This window comes from Vibrio tubiashii, from assembly GCF_028551255.1.
Classification (GTDB): domain Bacteria; phylum Pseudomonadota; class Gammaproteobacteria; order Enterobacterales; family Vibrionaceae; genus Vibrio; species Vibrio tubiashii_B.
In genome coordinates this window covers 2470972-2488304 of record NZ_CP117029.1, presented here as the reverse complement: position 1 = coordinate 2488304, position 17333 = coordinate 2470972, and the positions used below count along the sequence as shown (strand labels likewise).

Here is a 17333-nt window from a genome sequence, read left to right as displayed (position 1 = left end):
CTAGCTGGGCTTGTAGCCGCTGTCTTCTTCAGTCGGGTTTTCCGCAGCTGCTCGCGCTAGTTCGTCACACATTTCGTTTTCGCGATGGCCAGCGTGACCTTTAACCCAACGCCAGTCAACGCTGTGACGTTCGGTTTCTTTGTCGAGTGCTTGCCAAAGATCGGCGTTCTTGACGGGTTTTTTATCTGCGGTTTTCCAGCCGCGTTTTTTCCAGTTATGAATCCACTGGGTAATGCCTTGGCGAACATACTGGCTATCTGTGGTGAGAATCACATCGCATGGCTCTTTAAGGGCTTGCAGCGCAACAATGGTCGCAAGCATCTCCATACGGTTATTGGTTGTGAGCGTATAACCTTTGGCTAATGTCTTTTCGGTTTGTTTGTAGCGAAGAACCACACCGTAACCACCAGGGCCAGGATTGCCTAAGCAGGAACCATCAGTGAAAATTTCCACCTGTTTCGTCATGATTTGATACTATTGGGTTAAGCACATTATTGGCATAGTCTGACACACATTTTGTTATGAATACTAGCAACAATTCTAAGCAACACCGTATCGTGGTACTCGATACCGAAACAACCGGTATGAACCGCGAAGGCGGGCCTCATTACCAAGACCATCGCATTATCGAGATCGGTGCGGTTGAAATTATCGACCGCAAGCTGACTGGGCGACACTTTCATGTGTATATTAAGCCAGATCGAGAAATTCAACCCGATGCAGTAGAAGTCCACGGTATTACAGATGAATTCTTGGTCGATAAGCCAGAGTACCAAGATGTTCACGCAGAGTTTCTTGAATTCATTAAAGATGCTGAGCTGGTGGCGCACAACGCGCCCTTCGACGTCGGTTTTATGGATTATGAGTTTGGAATGCTCGATCCGCAGATTGGTAAAACGGTCGACTACTGTAAGGTGACCGATACGCTCGCCATGGCGAAGAAGATCTTCCCAGGCAAGCGAAACAACCTTGATGTGTTATGTGATCGATACGGCATTGATAACTCGCACCGTACGCTCCACGGGGCTTTGCTCGATGCGGAGATTCTGGCCGACGTATACCTGTTAATGACAGGTGGGCAGACTTCTTTGCAGTTTAATGCCGGAAATGGCAACGAAGAGGGCGGCGAAGCGATAAAACGTGCAGCAAGTGGACGAAAAGCGCTAAAGGTTTTACGTGCAAGCGCCGATGAAATAGAAGCCCATCAAAGTAGATTAGATATCGTCGAGAAAAGCGGAAGCTGCCTCTGGCGTCAATAGGAGAAAGGATGTTGAGGATTTGGATTGCCATAGTCGCTATGTTGTTTAGCGCGTTAGGTTATAGCGCTGAAGAGTCCTCAATGTCGTTATTGGATAACCGTTTTAGAGTTGATCCCTCGATCAAACAGATTACCTTCGTTATCTATCGTTCAAAAAGCTCTCAACCAGTGGTCCTTGTTAGACCGGATGGTAAAAAGTATTACGCGTGGCGCAGTCCAGATAATGTCCGTTGGTATCAAGAGTCCTCAATGGATATCGTCTCGATTGATAACCCAATGCCCGGGCCGTGGCAAGCGATTGGTCGAGTCACACCGAAGAATAAAATTAAGCTCATCTCTCACCTTGAGTTGACTACCGACCAACTCCCTAATCGCCTTTTCCAAGGGGAGTCGATTAAGTTTAACGCCAGATTGACGTCAGATGACCAACCTTTGGTACTGCGTGACTTCCTTGACCGGGTCAAACTTAAAGTAACCTTTACCAAATATATTGAAAATGAAGATGAGCTGATTAAAGAAGCTAAACCTATCCCAGAAGTGATTGGTGAATTTGCCGATGATGGGCAAGGGCTTGATGAAGTAGCGGGTGACGGTATATTCACGGTCTCTTTGCCGATTACGAGTGCTCCGGGTAAGTATCGAGTAAGAATTACTTCGGGTAATGGTGTGTTCTTGCGCGCTCAAGAGCAAGAAGTACTGGTTTATCCGACACCTTTGCAAACCACCTTTATCCAATCTCGCGACGCAATGAGTCCTAACCGTATTGTTATGGCTGGCGAGCAGGGGATGATTTTGCCCGGTTCAATCGCAGGCCATGTTGAGCATACTTCCCCTAGTGGTGAACTAACGTCTGTGCAAGGTTCGGCACAAGCGGAAAGCAATAAACTTGAACTGGAAATTCCGTATAGTGAGGCGATTGGCCTTTACTCATGGACTGGCGAAGCGTTTGCGACAGAGATGGGGTCTGAGCGACCGCTGATTTTCCCTTTAACAGATCACACCTATAGTGTGGTGGCGGAAGTTGATATGGCGGAGACGCGCCGATTGCAGGAAGAAGAGCGCCTTAAGCAGCAGAAGCTGTTAGAAGAAATGCAACTGATTCAAATGCGCGAAGAAAAGCGTACTCGTACTATGATTGTTATTGGCGTCGGTAACGTTGTGGTGGTTATTCTCGGCTTAGTGGTCTGGTTTGTTAGACGTAAGCTTAAGGCGAGTAAGCAAGCGATACCTGAGATGCAATTGGAAATGCCGAAGAAGTAACCTGTTTAGCGACCCAAGCGCCGTGTTCAATAAGTAAAATCTGACGTGGTTAAGGTCAACAGACCCTAGTTTCTCGTTCAGTTAAAATGATAAACGTTAGGGTTTACTCACTAAAAAGGGCTGCAAATGCAGCCCTTGTTCGTACTAATGTGTTCCGTCTTAATTAATGATTTACGCGACTTCATCCATTGCTGAAGAAAGCTGCGGTTGAGGCTTTGCTGCTAACTCCTCAGGGCTGAAATCATCAACATTGATGACATATAGTCGTTGCTCTTCAGCTTCACGCAGCAGTTTCGCTTCGTTAGTATCGATAATCCCTTTTTCTAGCCCGATTGCTGCCACCTCATCTAGACGCAAGAATGGGCGGCGTTTGCCTGTCTCTTTACAAATCTTATCGAAAACTGGCTCTGCTTTAAGGATGATTTCAAGCGCTTGCTCGATACGACCAACAGCATTGAATTCACTCGCTTCAAAGTACTGGTAACGGCCAATGCGAGAGCGAGTTTCACTTGGCGTTTGTAGGATCTGAGCTACTTGGCTATCTAGCTTGTCGCTCGGTGCTTTGCGTACTCGACCAAATGGCATAATTAAAACGCGCAGTGCTTTGCCCAGCCATTTATTCGGAAAGTTAGCTAAGAACTCATCGACAGCGATTTCGGTCTGTTTCAGGCTATCTTGTAGACCCCAATGTACCAGCGGAAGGTCTTCGACAATACGACCATCACTTTCATAGCGTTTTAGCGTTGCCGAGCTTAAGTACAGTTGACTTAGAATATCGCCTAAGCGTGCAGATAAGCGCTCTTTACGTTTCAGTGAGCCACCTAGAACAGCCATTGAAATATCTGAAAGGAAGGCGATATTAGCGCTGTAGCGGTTCAATTGCTGGTAGTAACGAGTGGTTGAATCTTTCACTGGCGCATCAGAGAAACGACCATCAGTTAGACCTAACCACAGGCTGCGAACAAGATTACTCATGGTGAAGCTCACGTGGCCTGCCAAAGCACTATCAAACTTATCTAGAGCATCGGAAGAATCTGAGTAGGCGGCGTTCATTTCTTCGAGTACATATGGATGACAGCGAATCGCGCCTTGACCATAGATAATCATAGAGCGGGTTAAGATGTTTGCGCCTTCAACAGTAACGGCAATTGGTGCACCTTGATAGCCACGCGCAAGGAAGTTTGCTGGCCCCATACAGATACCTTTACCACCAACAATGTCCATCGCATCAATAACGCTACGTTGCATTCTGTGAGTACAGTGATATTTGACGATCGCTGAGATAACTGATGGTTTTTCGCCAAGGTCGATACCTGCAACGGTCAAAGTACTTGCCGCATCCATTACGTAGGCATTACCACCTAAACGTGCTAATGGCTCTTCAACCCCTTCCATGTGGCCAATAGGTTGTTTGAACTGACGACGAATTCTTGCATAAGCCCCTGTTGCTAATGCAGCGGTTTTAATCCCACCGGTAGAGTTTGACGGTAGAGTGATACCACGGCCTACTGACAGACACTCAACCAGCATACGCCAGCCTTGTCCGGCCATTTTCGGGCCGCCAATGATAAAGTCGAGTGGCACAAATAGGTCTTCACCGCGTGTTGGACCGTTTTGGAATGGAACGTTAAGTGGGAAATGACGATTGCCGATTTCAACACCTTTTAGATGGGTCGGGATCAAAGCACAGGTGATACCTAGATCTTGTTGCTCGCCTAGTAATCCTTCAGGGTCACGCAGTTTAAAGGCGAGGCCCAAAACAGTCGCAACAGGCGCTAAAGTAATGTATCGCTTGTTCCATGTCAGGCGCATACCCAATACTTCTTTGCCTTCCCATTGTCCTTTACATATCACACCGAAGTCAGGAATAGAGCCTGCGTCTGATCCAGCTTCAGGGCTGGTCAAAGCAAAACATGGAATCTCTTTACCTTCTGCAAGACGAGGTAGGTAGTAATCTTTTTGCTCTGTTGTACCGTAGTGTTGCAGCAGTTCGCCTGGGCCTAATGAGTTAGGTACACCAACCGTCGAAGAAAGCACGCTAGAGACACCTGTTAGCTTTTGCAATACCAGAGACTGAGCGTAAGCAGAAAACTCAAGGCCACCGTATTTCTTCTTGATGATCATGGCGAAGAACTTATTGTCTTTCAGGTATTGCCAAACTTCAGGTGGGAGGTCGGCTAGCTCGTGAGTCACTTTGTAGTCATTGACCATAGCGCAGACTTCGTTCACTGGGCCATCTAAGAAGGCTTGCTCTTCGGCGCTTAGCTGAGGCTTTTGAATGTCGTGCAGCTTTTTCCAGTCAGGCTTACCTTTGAACAGCTCTGCTTCCCACCAAACGGTACCGGCATCAAGCGCTTCTTTTTCTGTTTGCGACATAGCAGGAAGCACTTTCTTAAATAGAGCGAGGGCTTTTTTACTGATTAGTGACTGTCTGATGGATGGGACTGCTAGGGTCGCAATGGCAGCGACGAATAAGATCCAACTAAGAGAGCCAGCACTACCAAAGATAGAGAGCACAACCATTGTGGCAGTTAATGCAGCGATGGAGAGCAGCAGTGAACTGCGGTGGTACAAGCAGATCGCGAGAACTGCGGTAAAGCCAAGTAGAGAGAGCAAGATGTCCATATTTATGTTCCTTATTACGGCGGAATTTAATCTGTTTTATGCCGATAACATGTAAGAGGTCTAACCAGTTAAGTGTAATCAAAATATTAATAAAATGTAAAACCGGTATTTGCTTAAAAAGTGATCTAAGTAGAGTGAAAAGTCTAAAAATGATGGGCTATGCGGTTTTTGTGAACCAAGATTTGCAACAAAGCGGGAATTGTTATCAGCAAGCTATCGACAGTGAGAATTGTTTGAGTAAACTCTGTAGGTAACGTTTTCTGTATTTCACACAGAACTATTTATTACAAAAATTAGAGATTAACCTATGTACCAGGACCTAATTAAAAACGAATTGACCGAAGCTGCTGACGTTCTGAATAAGTTTTTAAGCGATGAAAACAACATTGCGCAAATTGAAGCGGCAGCGAAGATGCTGGCTGATTCATTTAAGCAAGGTGGTAAAGTGCTTTCTTGTGGTAACGGCGGTTCACACTGTGATGCCATGCACTTTGCAGAAGAGCTAACGGGTCGCTATCGCGAAAATCGTCCGGGTTTACCAGGTATCGCTATATCTGATCCAAGCCACTTATCATGTGTAAGTAATGACTTTGGTTACGACCACGTATTTTCTCGTTATGTTGAAGCCGTGGGTGCCAAAGGTGATGTGCTATTTGGCCTATCAACCTCGGGTAACTCAGGTAACATCTTAAAAGCGATTGATGCAGCGAAAGCTAAAGGCATGAAAACCATCGCCCTAACGGGTAAAGATGGCGGCAAAATGGCAGGCCTAGCGGACATCGAAATCCGTGTTCCTCATTTTGGTTACGCTGACCGAATTCAAGAGATTCACATTAAGATCATTCACATTGTGATTCAACTGATCGAAAAAGAGATGGAAAACGCTTAATTGTCGTTACTGTTTTTACTTATAACTATAAGCGCTAGCGAATTCGCTGGCGCTTATGCTATTAAAGAAGAAACCGCACGCAAGGATTAAGGGAGTTTAGTAAACCATGTGTGAACTGCTCGGAATGAGCGCCAATGTGCCAACCGATATCTGTTTTAGTTTTACCGGGCTGATGCAGCGCGGCGGTAACACCGGTCCGCATCGCGATGGTTGGGGAATCACTTTCTACGAGGGTAAAGGCTTTCGTAATTTCAAAGATCCGAACCCAAGTTGCGATTCAAAGATTGCTGAGCTGGTACAGAATTATCCGATTAAAAGCTGTGCGGTGATAAGCCATATTCGTCAGGCGAATCGCGGTGCAGTGAATCTTGAAAATACCCACCCCTTTACCCGTGAACTGTGGGGACGTTATTGGACCTTTGCTCACAATGGTCAATTGAGCGATTATCAAGACTTAGTAACGGGTAGACATCGCCCTGTTGGGCAAACAGATAGTGAGCTCTCATTTTGCTGGTTGCTTAAGCAGATGGAAGATGAGTATCCAGAACCACCGCAAGATATGGTGGGGGTGTTTCGTTTTGTTGCCGAGTGCTGTGACAAGCTGAGAGAGAAGGGCGTGTTTAACATGCTGCTTTCAGACGGTGAGTATGTCATGACCTACTGTACTAACCACCTTTATTGGATAACCCGTCGTGCGCCATTTGGTAAAGCCGCGTTACTTGATGAAGATGTGGAAATTAACTTCCAAGAAGAAACAACGCCTAATGACATCGTGTCTGTTATTGTGACTCAACCGCTGACGGGCAATGAAACATGGCACCGAATGAAGCCGGGCGAGTTTGGCATTTTTCATTTTGGTGAGCTGATCGATGGTAATGCCGATGAACTGGCTGATGTCGCATATGCGCCCAAAAAAGTGGCCAGTCAGGCACCTACCGAACCGTTAGAGTAATAAACCAAATTTCGAGATGTGCTTCTAAAATCATTGAGAACAAGTCGAAAGTTTATATTTAACCCATTGATATCAAAATAATATCAATGGGTTTTTTATTATTTAAGGTAGGTGTTTATGAGAGGCTTTTTACTGTCCATTGTGCTGTTCAGCTCGTCGGTACTGGCACAGCAGCCAGAGGCATTTTCTAACTTAGTCGCCAGTTATAAGTATGCGTCTAATCCCGAGTTACGCTACTCATTAGATGAACGAATGGCCTTTTGGCAGATCCCCAGTGTGAGTGTTAGTACATTCAAAGAGGGTCAAAAAGAGTGGCAATTTAGCCATGGTTTGAGTCATGAATCAGGTCAACTAGTTAACACTGATACCCGATATCAAGTGGCCTCAATGAGTAAGCCTGTCACCACTTTGATCACTTTGAGAGCCATAGAGAAAGGTTTACTAACATTAGATGAGTACATCCAACCCCTGCTTGCACCAGAGTTTGCAAAAGCCGTGAAGTCTCCTGTTACGCTGCGTCAGTTATTGTCACATAAAGCGGGCTTTAACCATACTGGTTATATGGGGGTCGAGAGCGATCAAGCGCTCCCTAAGTTGACTATCTTTACTCGTAGCGATTCCAAGCTTGGTGTTTTAAAGCAAGAGTTTGTAGTGGGGGACTATCATTACTCCAATGGCGGTTACATTCTCGTCCAGCACATTCTTGAACAGGTTTACGATAAGCCGTTCGAAGTGATAGCGGATCAGGAAGTGTTTGAGCCATTAAAAATGGTCAACTCTAGTTTTGTTCAGCCTACAGAAAAGCAAGAGAACACAAAGTTTGCCCACGCTCACCGATATGGCGAATGGGTTGCAAAAGGGTGGCACAAATACGCGGCTAAAAGTGCGGCTGGTTTGTGGACAACACCTACAGATCTGACTCGTATGCTTCTGGCCGTTCACCAAGCCTACATTGGAGACGACGAGTCCTGGCTAAGCCAAGAGAGTATCCAGCAAATTGATTACCCTGGGACAAGCTTTATGGGACTTGGTTTTTTCCGTAATCATAGTAGCAAAGAAGGCTATGTATTCCACGGCGGCATCAACCACGGCTTTGAAGGGCACTTTGTCCTCTATCCGAAGCTTGGTACCGGGGCGGTAGTTTTGACCAATGGTCAAAGAGGCGATCAGCTTGCGCAAGAGATATTACGCGCGGTTTCGCTTACAGAAGGTTGGGTTGACTTTCCACTCTATCAAACCGAAGTGTTGAAAGTGGATCTTGAGGAGTTAAAGCCATTGATTGGAAGGTATCAATACAGTGAGGACTTTTATGCTGATGTCTTTATTCGTAATGGGTTGCTCTATATTCAAGGTTACCAGCAAGACGCCTATGCGTTACACAAAGTAGCAGAAAATCATTTCAAGCCACTGGAGTTTGAATCGACGTTTTACTTTAGGTTCAGTAAAACTGGCAAACTGACAGGGCTAACCCAAGAGGCGCCGTTTTATAATGGCTTTGCCAAAAAAGTAAAATAGAAAAAAGGCCGATGTCTCCATCGGCCTTCTGTCTTTCTAGGGGCTAACTTACGCTAGCTGAGCTTTAACATGCTCAACGATATCAGCCATTGCGACAGCGGTCTTCTCACCAGAACGGCGGTTCTTGTACTCGAAGTTGCCTTCCTTCATTGAACGGTCGCCAATGACGATAGTGTGAGGAACGCCGATTAGCTCCATATCAGAGAACATTACGCCAGGGCGCTCTTTACGGTCGTCGAATAGCACTTCGATGCCCATTGCCGTCAGTTCAGCGTACAGTTTCTCAGCCGCTTCTTTCACTTCTTCTGACTTGTGCATGTTCATTGGAACGATCGCGACTTGGAAAGGTGCAAGTGCGTCAGGCCAGATGATGCCGTACTTATCGTGGTTCTGTTCAATTGCAGACGCAACAACACGAGAAACACCGATACCGTAACAACCCATTTCTAGGATAACGTTTTTACCGTCTGGACCAAGAACGCCACAGTTCATTGCTTGAGAGTAAACATTACCTAGTTGGAAGATGTGACCTACTTCGATACCACGTTTCAGTGCGATGGTACCTTTACCACAAGGGCTTGGATCACCTTCAACTACATTACGTAAGTCTTCAACTTGGCCAAGCTCAACATCACGACCCCAGTTGATACCGAAGTAGTGCTTGTCGTCTACGTTAGCGCCTGCGCCAAAGTCACTCATTACAGCAACAGTGCGGTCAACGATGAATGGCAGTTTAAGACCAACAGGGCCTAGTGAGCCAGGGCCAGCGCCGATTAGGGCACGGATCTCTTCTTCTGTTGCCATCTCTAGAGGAGCGGCAACTTGAGGAAGGTTTTCCGCTTTCACTTCGTTCAGTTCGTGGTCGCCACGAATGATAAGTGCGATTAGGTCAGTGTCAACTTCATCAGATGCTTTAACAAATAGAGTCTTAACCGTCTTCTCGATTGGCAACTCAAACTGTTCAACAAGCTCAGCAATTGTCTTTGCGTTTGGCGTGTCAACTAGCGTCATCTCTTGAGTTGGAGCCGCAGCTTCGTCAGCCAGAGCAAGTGCTTCGGCTTTTTCGATGTTCGCTGCGTAGTCAGACTCAGTAGAGAAGGCAATTAGGTCTTCACCACTTTCCGCAAGTACGTGGAACTCTTGAGAACCGCTACCACCGATAGCACCTGAGTCAGCCAGTACTGGGCGGTACTCAAGTCCCATACGGTCGAAGGCTTTACAGTAAGCATCGTGCATTGCATCGTAAGACTTCTGTAGACCTTCTTTATCAATATCAAAGCTGTACGCATCCATCATGCAGAATTCGCGTGCACGCATTACGCCAAAACGTGGGCGACGCTCATCACGGAACTTAGTTTGGATTTGGTACAGGTTTAGCGGTAGCTGTTTGTAAGAGCTCACTTCATTGCGCACTAGGCTAGTGATCACTTCTTCAGCTGTTGGACTAAGAACAAACGGACGAGTGTGTCGGTCAGTAAAGCGAAGTAGCTCAGGACCCATCTTCTCGCTGCGGCCTGTCTCTTCCCATAGTTCAAACGGCTGAACAACGGGCATCAATGTTTCGACTGCGCCTGCATTGTCGATCTCTTGACGAACGATGTTTTCGACTTTACGCAGTACACGTAGACCAGTAGGTAGCCAGGTGTAGAGACCTGAAGCCAGCTTACGGATCATACCTGCACGTAGCATGAGCTGGTGGCTCACTACTTCTGCGTCGTTTGGAGTCTCCTTCAGAGTAGAAAGAAGATAATTACTGGTACGCATTTAACTTATCCGTTTATTAAAGTTAGATACTCAAGCCAGAATGGACAGGAGTATGGAAGTCCCACGAGGGGAAAATTGTTAGCCGCTTATAATATCAGCCAAATGCCATTGTCAAAAGCTTTCAATCACAGTAACCGTTATTAAGTTATCGTTAACGGTAAACTTCACATTCAGATCGAACAAATTTACCGCATATTCTTTACTATCAGGCTTGTTCTTTTTGTACGCCGGGCGAGGGTCTTGTGCTAACACCTGCTCAATCACGGTCTTTTGATAGTCAAGATAGCCTCGGGTTTCTAACTGCTCTGTGGCCAATGACGAGAACAGTACTTGAGACTTTTCAGGTTCCGCTTCTGCGTAGCTTCCTAGTGCTTGAGGAATCGAGTCTGAATAAGGGATATACGGCTTGATGTCGATGATGGGAGTGCCATCGACTAAATCAACATTGCCAAGATCGAGATAGATCTGATCGCCTTGTTTTGTGATCCCTTTAATTTCAACCGCAGACATACCAATCCCATTGGGTCTAAACGTCGAACGAGAAGCAAATACACCTACACGCTCATTGCCACCCAGTCGAGGTGGTCTGACAGTAGGCTTCCATCCTGCCGCTAAATTCTGGTCAAACAGAAACAATAACCAAGCATGGGAGAATTGCTCCAACCCGCGTACCGCTTCGGGACTATTCGCCTCTCCAACTAGTTTTACTCGCGAGCGAGCAGCTGGCACTAAGCTCGGCTGTCGAGGAACGGCGAACTTCTCTTTATATGGGCTTTCAATAAAACCGATCGGCTCTATGGAATACATCTCTTTTCTCTCAATTTGGTGATGAGGAAAAAGTATCACAAAAAAGAGTAGTAAAACTTGTTGATAATGATTATTATTTAAAACGTTATAACATAACAGTTTTTATTGAGGTAATTATGCAACCCAACATTCACCCTGAATACCGAACCGTGGTTTTCCATGATACAAGCATTGATGAGTACTTCCTTATCGGTTCAACATTGCAAACTGATCGCACTATTGAGTGGAAAGATGGCAAAACCTACCCGTACTTTACGATTGAAGTTTCTTCTAGATCACACCCTTTCTACACAGGTAAGCAGCGTGTCATTCATCAGGAAGGTCGTGTCGCTAACTTTAAGCGTCGATTTGGTCAATTTTCTAAAGGGGACAAATAAATGAAGGTCGTAAAATCTCTTAAGAGTGCTAAAAATCGCCATCCTGATTGTCAAATCGTTAAAAGAAGAGGGCGTTTGTACGTTATCTGCAAAACCAATCCAAGATTTAAAGCGGTACAAAAGTAACCTCCAATCTCAATCGGATAAAGCTCTCATTTTTGACTATCGTAGTTTGAGGCTTGTCCCCCTCTCTTAAACCACCAGAGTGCTTGGTTATAGATAAGCGTAATTTATGCCTCTCTTTGGTGGTTGAGTTTCCTCCTTATACCAATCAACGACTTAAAGGCCATTAAATAAACAGAATGAATGCATTTATATAAATTATAATTCTGTTATTTGGTTTTGTTTTGGTGATATTTGCTAATTATTTGTGCAAAATGCGTTAAATAATATGATTTGTTACACACTTTGTAACATTTTGCATTTCTAATTGAGTATTTTGTCGAGTACCCTGCGCTGGCATTTGGAACATTTTTGTCACATTTGCGCAGGAATAACTACAAGGAGGGAACAGATGAGTTCATCTGCTTCAATTAAACAAAATTCACCTAAGAAACCGCTATTTACGCGTTTCTTAGACGCTGTTGAATATTTGGGGAACCTATTACCCCATCCTATCACTCTATTCGCCATCTTCTGTTTAGCTATCTTAGTGCTATCTGGTATTGCAGGTTACTTTGAAGTATCTGTTATGGACCCGCGCCCTGAAGGTGCGAAAGGTCGTGCAGCAGATGGCATGATCCACGTTGTCAGCCTTTTAAATGCTGATGGTTTGGAGCTAATCGTTACTAACTTAGTGAAAAACTTTGTTGGTTTTGCACCGCTAGGTACAGTGTTAGTTGCTATGCTAGGTGTTGCGATTGCTGAACATTCTGGTCTATTGTCAGCGGCAATGCGCGGCATGGTAATGGGCGCATCTAAGCGCATGGTTACAGTAACGGTTGTATTCGCAGGTATCATTTCTAATACGGCATCTGAGCTAGGTTACGTGGTACTTATCCCGCTAGCGGCAATGCTATTCCACTCTTTAGGTCGTCACCCTCTAGCTGGTCTTGCTGCGGCATTCGCTGGTGTTTCAGGTGGCTACTCTGCAAACCTGCTAATCGGTACTGTTGACCCACTGCTGTCTGGTATTACAGAAACTGCTGCGCAAATGATTGACCCAACTTACACGGTTGGACCTGAAGTTAACTGGTACTTCATGTTTGTGTCGACTTTCTTCATTGCGATCACTGGTGCTTTTGTTACTGAGAAAATCGTTGAGCCTAAGCTAGGCAAATACAATGATGAAGAAGCGTCAGAAGACCTGTCTCAAGACAAGATGGGTGGTCTAACTGCTGTAGAGAAAAAAGGTCTTAAGCTTGCTGGTCTTGCGGTACTAGCGGTTTCAGCGCTTCTTGCATGGACAGTCGTTCCAGCAGACGGCATCCTTCGCTCTGACGCAGGTACTATTGCTGGCTCACCATTCCTGAAGAGTATCGTAGCCTTTATCTTTGTATTCTTTGCTGTACCTGGCTTTGTTTACGGTAAAGTTGTTGGCACGATGAAGACAGATCGCGATGTTATCGATGCAATGTCTAAGTCTATGTCTTCAATGGGCATGTACATTGTACTGGTATTCTTCGCTGCTCAATTTGTAGCATTCTTCAAGTGGACTAACTTTGGTCAAGTTTTCGCTGTTGCAGGCGCGAGCTTCCTACAAGAGATTGGTCTAACTGGCCCAATGCTGTTCTTCGCCTTCATTCTTATGTGTGGCTTCATCAACCTAATGATCGGTTCAGCATCTGCACAATGGGCAGTAACAGCACCAATTTTTGTTCCTATGTTGATGCTAGTTGGCTACGCGCCAGAAACTATTCAGGCGGCTTACCGTATCGGTGATTCGACTACTAACATCATCACGCCTATGATGAGCTACTTCGGTCTTATCCTTGCTGTAGCAACGCGATACATGAAGAACCTAGGTATCGGTACGCTGATTGCGACCATGCTACCTTACTCAATCGTGTTCATCGTGGGTTGGAGTTTGCTGTTCTACGTTTGGGTGTTTATCTTGGGTCTACCTGTAGGTCCTGGTGCGGCGACGTACTACACGCCTTAATCACACGTACTTTATTGAACGATTTAGCCGGAGCTCATTGCTCCGGCTTTTTTGTACCTAAAGGTTTTTCTGTACAGCCTGAAGAGTTGACAAGTGGTAGGGGTGAACTTTACTTATCGGTAGAGTGCCATGCCTTGGAGGTAAAATGATTCAGCAAACTCAGCTCTTTCCAATCCCGAGCTTTCTTCAGGCTCATATCATTCCGTAATTCAAGCCAACGAGCATGGGTAAGCTTTGGGCTTTGTCGCTATTGATATGGTTGTGCTCTCTTCCCGCAGTCAGTTCAACCACAGTGCAGTTAGTCACGCTTGACTATCCGCCCTATATCGTCCATCGCGAAGGGGAGTTATCTGGTGTGGCCGTCGAGCTTGTTGAGGCCGTGTTTGATGAACTCGATGTCCCGATATCAATAGAAGTTTTACCTTGGGCACGAGCCTTGAGTAATGTTCAGTTTGGTCGTGCTGACGCTATTTTTACCGCATTTAAAAATCCAACACGTGAAAAGTTTGCCGATTACTCTAATGAGATTTTGTTTACGCAGAATATCAGCCTAGTAGTAAAAAGAAGCAGTAAAATAAGTAGCTATGATTTTTTATCCCGTGATGTTTCAGCGGTCGCTATCTGCGCTGTGAATCGAGTCAGTTATGGTAAGCAGATGGATGCTTTATTGGCGGATGGGCGCTTTAGGCTAGTCTTTTGGCGCAACCGAACTGAAGATTGTGCTCGCTTGGTCAGGACGGGGCGTGCTGATGTGTGGGTAAATAATGATTTTGGTGCGCGAAGCATTCTGGCTAGTGAACAAATGGAACAAGCACTGGAAATACTCTCGCCGCCAATCGAGGCCACACCCAGCTATATCGCGTTTTCTAAGCTGAAAGAGCATCAGTGGCTTAGAGACAGATTCGACCAAGTGCTAAGAGAAATGAAGGATGATGGACGCTATGAAGCCATCATTGATGACTACTTCGATAGTCTAAAAACAGTGCCACCAAAAGAAAAGGGCTGACATTACGTCAACCCTTGAGAGCTTAAGTTAGTAAAAGTAAGTGATTACCAACCTTTAACTACGCCACCTTGGAAGATATCAGAAGCCGCTGTGTAAACTTCTTCAGTCTGGTACGACTTAACAAAGTTTTGGACGTTTTCCGCTTGTGCGTTGTCTTCACGCGACACGATTAGGTTTACGTATGGAGACTCTTTGTCTTCAACAAATACACCGTCTTTTTGTGGTGTTAGGTTGATAGAGCTTGCGTAAGTTGTGTTGATAACAGAAAGCGCAACGTCATCTAGAGAGCGTGGTAGCTGTGCTGCGTCTAGCTCAACAATAGTGATGTTTTTCGGGTTTTCAACGATGTCGCGCACTGTTGCTAGCAGGCCAACGTTTTCACGCAGTTTCAGCAGTCCTTGTTGCTCAAGTAGAATCAGTGAACGACCTAGGTTTGTAGGATCGTTAGGTACTGCGATACGAGCACCTTCTTGAATTTCGTCTACCGCTTTCACTTGCTTAGAGTAACCTGCGATTGGGTAAACAAACGTGTTACCCGCGATAGTTAGTTTGTAACCGCGATCGGCAACCTGCTGATCTAAGTATGGCTTGTGTTGGAACGCGTTGATGTCGATAGAGCCATCGTCTAGTGCTGCGTTTGGTGTTACGTAATCAGTAAAAGTAACCAGCTCTACATCTAGGCCGTATTTTTCTTTAGCGACTTTAGCTGCAACTTCAGCAACTTGTGCTTCTGCACCAGCCATAACACCAACTTTGATCTTGCTAGTATCTGCTTCTTTTTCTCCACAACCTGCTAGTACCAATGCTGATGCAGCAGCTGCGATAGTTAATAGACCTTTAAGACTGAATTTCATCACTATCTCCTTATAAATTAAATCTGTGAGTATTCTTTATTGTATTCTTAGCGGTGATCGACACGACGGACAATCGCATCACCAATGGACTGAATGATTTGAACTAGCACGATAAGCATTACCACAGTCACGGCCATAATGACCACGTCATAGCGGTGGAAACCGTATCGAATGGCGACGTCACCTAGACCGCCTCCGCCAACTGTTCCTGCCATTGCTGAGTAACTGACAAGCGTGACGAGTGTAATGGTTACCGAGTTAACGATGGTAGGCATTGCTTCAGGAAGCAGTACCTTAGAAATAATTTGAATCGGAGTTGCGCCCATCGATTGTGCTGCTTCAACTAATCCCGTTGGGACTTCAAGTAGAGCACCTTCGATAAGACGAGCAACAAATGGGATCGCGCCGATTGTAAGAGGCACGATGGCTGCTGTTGTACCGATGAATGTGCCAACTAATAGTTTGGTAACTGGAATAATGGCGACCATCAGCACTAGGAAAGGTACGGAACGACCCACGTTAACAATAGCGCCGAGTACACTGTTTAGTTTCGTGTTCTCGAGTAAGCCACCTTTCTTGGTGATATGCAGAATCACACCGAGTGGAATACCAACGGCAAAGCCAACAATGCCCGCCACAGCAACCATGTAGATAGTATCCCAAGTCGCGCCAATAAGTAGATTGCTGTTTAAGCTCAGCCACTGTGAAATTTCGTTAAAGGACATAGCCTAGCACCTCTACTTTTACCTTGTGCTCACGCAGAAACTCAATCGCTGCATTGTCATCTTGTTCATTACCAAATAGTTCTGCGACCATCATGCCGAATTTCACACCACCGGCGTAATCGAGGTCAGAGCTGAGAATGCTGACATCAATGTTGAATTTACGGGCAATTTGCGTCATCAAAGGAGCATCAACCGTTGCGCCTGTGAACTCTAGACGCACCAATGGGTAACTGCCTTCCACACGCGTTGCTTGCAAGCGAATTTGGTAATCTTCTGGAATCGACAAGTCGAGTGTAGAACGAATGAATTGATGCGCCAGTTCTGTTTTTGGATGAGCGAAAATTTCACCGACAGTCCCTTTTTCGACTAGCTCACCACCGCCAATGATCGCTACTTCGTGACAAATGCTTTTGACCACGTCCATTTCGTGAGTAATCAAAAGTATAGTGATGTTGAGTTTGCGGTTGATCTCTTTTAGCAGCTCTAGAATCGACTGAGTGGTTGCCGGATCCAATGCGCTAGTCGCTTCATCACACAGGAGAACCTTTGGGTCAGACGCAAGAGCACGTGCAATCGCGACACGCTGCTTTTGACCACCACTTAGGTTTGAAGGGTAACTTTCATGCTTATCTTCAAGGCCGACCAGTTTCAACAGCTCAGTCACTTTAGTGCTGATGTGCGCTTTATCTCTGCCTGCTAACTCAAGTGGTAGAGCAACGTTGTCAAAAACTGTGCGCGATGACAGTAGGTTGAAATGCTGGAAGATCATACCGATGTTACGGCGAGCTTCGCTAAGTTGCGATTTACTTAGTGTTGTGAGATCGACACCATCAACAACAATCGAGCCTGTTGTCGGTGCTTCTAACATGTTTACACAACGAATAAGCGTACTTTTCCCTGCTCCCGATGAGCCAATAACACCAAAGATTGTTCCCTGTGGAATATGAAGGTTGATCTCCTTTAAGGCATGTATTTCCTTACTGCCTTGGTAGAACACCTTATTTACTTGATTAATTTCAATCATCGAGAGACCCGCTATCAGATTAGATGAAGAGCAGCAGATAATGTTGAGCTACATCTCATTTAGTAGATGATGCTATGGTCTTACATGTTTTCTGTCAATAGATATTTTTACGTCTAGACGTCTAAACGTATCTTTTGCTCAATCGATTAGTAATTAGATAGTGATGAAAGAAATAA

16 protein-coding genes are annotated in these 17333 nt (G+C 45.5%); 9 read left to right on the top strand and 7 right to left on the bottom strand.

The window, feature by feature from the left end; genetic code table 11:
- Positions 1–465: a ribonuclease HI gene (gene rnhA, locus LYZ37_RS11420; RefSeq protein WP_171322916.1), complete on the bottom strand. Its 465-nt coding sequence runs from the start codon at positions 463–465 to the stop codon at positions 1–3.
- Positions 466–521: 56 nt separating this feature from the next.
- Here rnhA and dnaQ point away from each other — a divergent pair, with 56 nt between their 5' ends.
- Both dnaQ and LYZ37_RS11410 read left to right on the top strand, forming a co-directional pair.
- Positions 522–1259, top strand: a complete 738-nt coding sequence (gene dnaQ, locus LYZ37_RS11415; protein WP_272785555.1) for a DNA polymerase III subunit epsilon — start codon at positions 522–524, stop codon at positions 1257–1259.
- An 8-nt stretch (positions 1260–1267) separates the two neighbouring features.
- Positions 1268–2518 (top strand): TIGR03503 family protein, encoded by a 1251-nt coding sequence (locus tag LYZ37_RS11410; protein WP_171322912.1) that lies wholly within the window; start codon positions 1268–1270, stop codon positions 2516–2518.
- Positions 2519–2689: 171 nt separating this feature from the next.
- Here the strand turns inward: LYZ37_RS11410 and fadE are convergent, their stop codons facing one another.
- Positions 2690–5143 (bottom strand): acyl-CoA dehydrogenase FadE, encoded by a 2454-nt coding sequence (gene fadE, locus LYZ37_RS11405; RefSeq protein ID WP_272785554.1) that lies wholly within the window; start codon positions 5141–5143, stop codon positions 2690–2692.
- Positions 5144–5450: 307 nt separating this feature from the next.
- Between fadE and lpcA the strand changes: the two genes are divergently transcribed.
- The 3 genes from lpcA (at position 5451) to LYZ37_RS11390 (ending at position 8499) form a co-directional block, all read left to right on the top strand.
- Positions 5451–6032 (top strand): D-sedoheptulose 7-phosphate isomerase, encoded by a 582-nt coding sequence (gene lpcA / locus LYZ37_RS11400; protein WP_004744815.1) that lies wholly within the window; start codon positions 5451–5453, stop codon positions 6030–6032.
- A gap of 106 nt (positions 6033–6138) precedes the next feature.
- Positions 6139–6984, top strand: a complete 846-nt coding sequence (locus tag LYZ37_RS11395) for a class II glutamine amidotransferase (RefSeq protein WP_239825229.1) — start codon at positions 6139–6141, stop codon at positions 6982–6984.
- A gap of 117 nt (positions 6985–7101) precedes the next feature.
- A complete protein-coding gene (locus tag LYZ37_RS11390; protein ID WP_272785553.1) occupies positions 7102–8499 on the top strand; it encodes a serine hydrolase domain-containing protein in 1398 nt (465 codons plus the stop codon).
- Positions 8500–8547: 48 nt separating this feature from the next.
- On the opposite strand, the gene LYZ37_RS11385 is transcribed toward LYZ37_RS11390, so the two are convergent.
- Both LYZ37_RS11385 and tsaA read right to left on the bottom strand, forming a co-directional pair.
- Complete coding sequence (locus tag LYZ37_RS11385; RefSeq protein WP_272785552.1) at positions 8548–10263, bottom strand: proline--tRNA ligase; 1716 nt, start codon at positions 10261–10263, stop codon at positions 8548–8550.
- 111 nt (positions 10264–10374) lie between these two features.
- Entirely contained in the window at positions 10375–11070 is a 696-nt protein-coding gene (gene tsaA, locus LYZ37_RS11380; protein ID WP_272785551.1) for a tRNA (N6-threonylcarbamoyladenosine(37)-N6)-methyltransferase TrmO, read from the bottom strand.
- Between the two features lie 116 nt (positions 11071–11186).
- Here tsaA and LYZ37_RS11375 point away from each other — a divergent pair, with 116 nt between their 5' ends.
- From LYZ37_RS11375 to LYZ37_RS11360, 4 genes are all read left to right on the top strand, one after another.
- On the top strand, positions 11187–11447 hold the full coding sequence (locus tag LYZ37_RS11375) for a type B 50S ribosomal protein L31 (protein ID WP_272785550.1): 261 nt from the start codon (positions 11187–11189) through the stop codon (positions 11445–11447).
- The gene (ykgO, locus tag LYZ37_RS11370; RefSeq protein ID WP_004744821.1) at positions 11448–11573 is read left to right on the top strand and encodes a type B 50S ribosomal protein L36; all 126 of its coding nucleotides are present in this window, start codon (positions 11448–11450) and stop codon (positions 11571–11573) included.
- A 388-nt stretch (positions 11574–11961) separates the two neighbouring features.
- Positions 11962–13548 carry an AbgT family transporter gene (locus tag LYZ37_RS11365; RefSeq protein WP_004744822.1) on the top strand — a complete coding sequence of 529 codons (1587 nt, stop codon included), beginning with the start codon at positions 11962–11964 and terminating at the stop codon, positions 13546–13548.
- 223 nt (positions 13549–13771) lie between these two features.
- Positions 13772–14554, top strand: a complete 783-nt coding sequence (locus LYZ37_RS11360) for a substrate-binding periplasmic protein (protein WP_171322900.1) — start codon at positions 13772–13774, stop codon at positions 14552–14554.
- A gap of 44 nt (positions 14555–14598) precedes the next feature.
- On the opposite strand, the gene LYZ37_RS11355 is transcribed toward LYZ37_RS11360, so the two are convergent.
- The 3 genes from LYZ37_RS11355 to metN are packed head-to-tail and all read right to left on the bottom strand — an operon-like array spanning position 14599 to position 17157.
- On the bottom strand, positions 14599–15408 hold the full coding sequence (locus LYZ37_RS11355) for a MetQ/NlpA family lipoprotein (RefSeq protein WP_239853806.1): 810 nt from the start codon (positions 15406–15408) through the stop codon (positions 14599–14601).
- 47 nt (positions 15409–15455) lie between these two features.
- Positions 15456–16133, bottom strand: coding sequence for a methionine ABC transporter permease (locus LYZ37_RS11350; protein WP_004744825.1), 678 nt, complete (start codon positions 16131–16133; stop codon positions 15456–15458).
- Complete coding sequence (gene metN, locus LYZ37_RS11345; protein ID WP_272785549.1) at positions 16123–17157, bottom strand: methionine ABC transporter ATP-binding protein MetN; 1035 nt, start codon at positions 17155–17157, stop codon at positions 16123–16125. Before metN ends, LYZ37_RS11350 begins: the two co-directional genes overlap by 11 nt.
- Positions 17158–17333 lie beyond the last annotated feature (176 nt).

Bases quoted from the DNA above. Each gene is read 5' to 3' on its own strand.
- fadE (WP_272785554.1), bottom strand. From the start codon at position 5,143: ATGGACATCTTGCTCTCTCTACTTGGCTTTACCGCAGTTCTCGCGATC.
- LYZ37_RS11350 (WP_004744825.1), bottom strand. From the start codon at position 16,133: ATGTCCTTTAACGAAATTTCACAGTGGCTGAGCTTAAACAGCAATCTA.
- metN (WP_272785549.1), bottom strand. From the start codon at position 17,157: ATGATTGAAATTAATCAAGTAAATAAGGTGTTCTACCAAGGCAGTAAG.
- rnhA (WP_171322916.1), bottom strand. From the start codon at position 465: ATGACGAAACAGGTGGAAATTTTCACTGATGGTTCCTGCTTAGGCAAT.
- dnaQ (WP_272785555.1), top strand. From the start codon at position 522: ATGAATACTAGCAACAATTCTAAGCAACACCGTATCGTGGTACTCGAT.
- lpcA (WP_004744815.1), top strand. From the start codon at position 5,451: ATGTACCAGGACCTAATTAAAAACGAATTGACCGAAGCTGCTGACGTT.
- LYZ37_RS11410 (WP_171322912.1), top strand. From the start codon at position 1,268: ATGTTGAGGATTTGGATTGCCATAGTCGCTATGTTGTTTAGCGCGTTA.
- LYZ37_RS11360 (WP_171322900.1), top strand. From the start codon at position 13,772: ATGGGTAAGCTTTGGGCTTTGTCGCTATTGATATGGTTGTGCTCTCTT.
- LYZ37_RS11385 (WP_272785552.1), bottom strand. From the start codon at position 10,263: ATGCGTACCAGTAATTATCTTCTTTCTACTCTGAAGGAGACTCCAAAC.
- LYZ37_RS11365 (WP_004744822.1), top strand. From the start codon at position 11,962: ATGAGTTCATCTGCTTCAATTAAACAAAATTCACCTAAGAAACCGCTA.
- LYZ37_RS11375 (WP_272785550.1), top strand. From the start codon at position 11,187: ATGCAACCCAACATTCACCCTGAATACCGAACCGTGGTTTTCCATGAT.
- ykgO (WP_004744821.1), top strand. From the start codon at position 11,448: ATGAAGGTCGTAAAATCTCTTAAGAGTGCTAAAAATCGCCATCCTGAT.
- LYZ37_RS11390 (WP_272785553.1), top strand. From the start codon at position 7,102: ATGAGAGGCTTTTTACTGTCCATTGTGCTGTTCAGCTCGTCGGTACTG.
- LYZ37_RS11355 (WP_239853806.1), bottom strand. From the start codon at position 15,408: ATGAAATTCAGTCTTAAAGGTCTATTAACTATCGCAGCTGCTGCATCA.
- tsaA (WP_272785551.1), bottom strand. From the start codon at position 11,070: ATGTATTCCATAGAGCCGATCGGTTTTATTGAAAGCCCATATAAAGAG.
- LYZ37_RS11395 (WP_239825229.1), top strand. From the start codon at position 6,139: ATGTGTGAACTGCTCGGAATGAGCGCCAATGTGCCAACCGATATCTGT.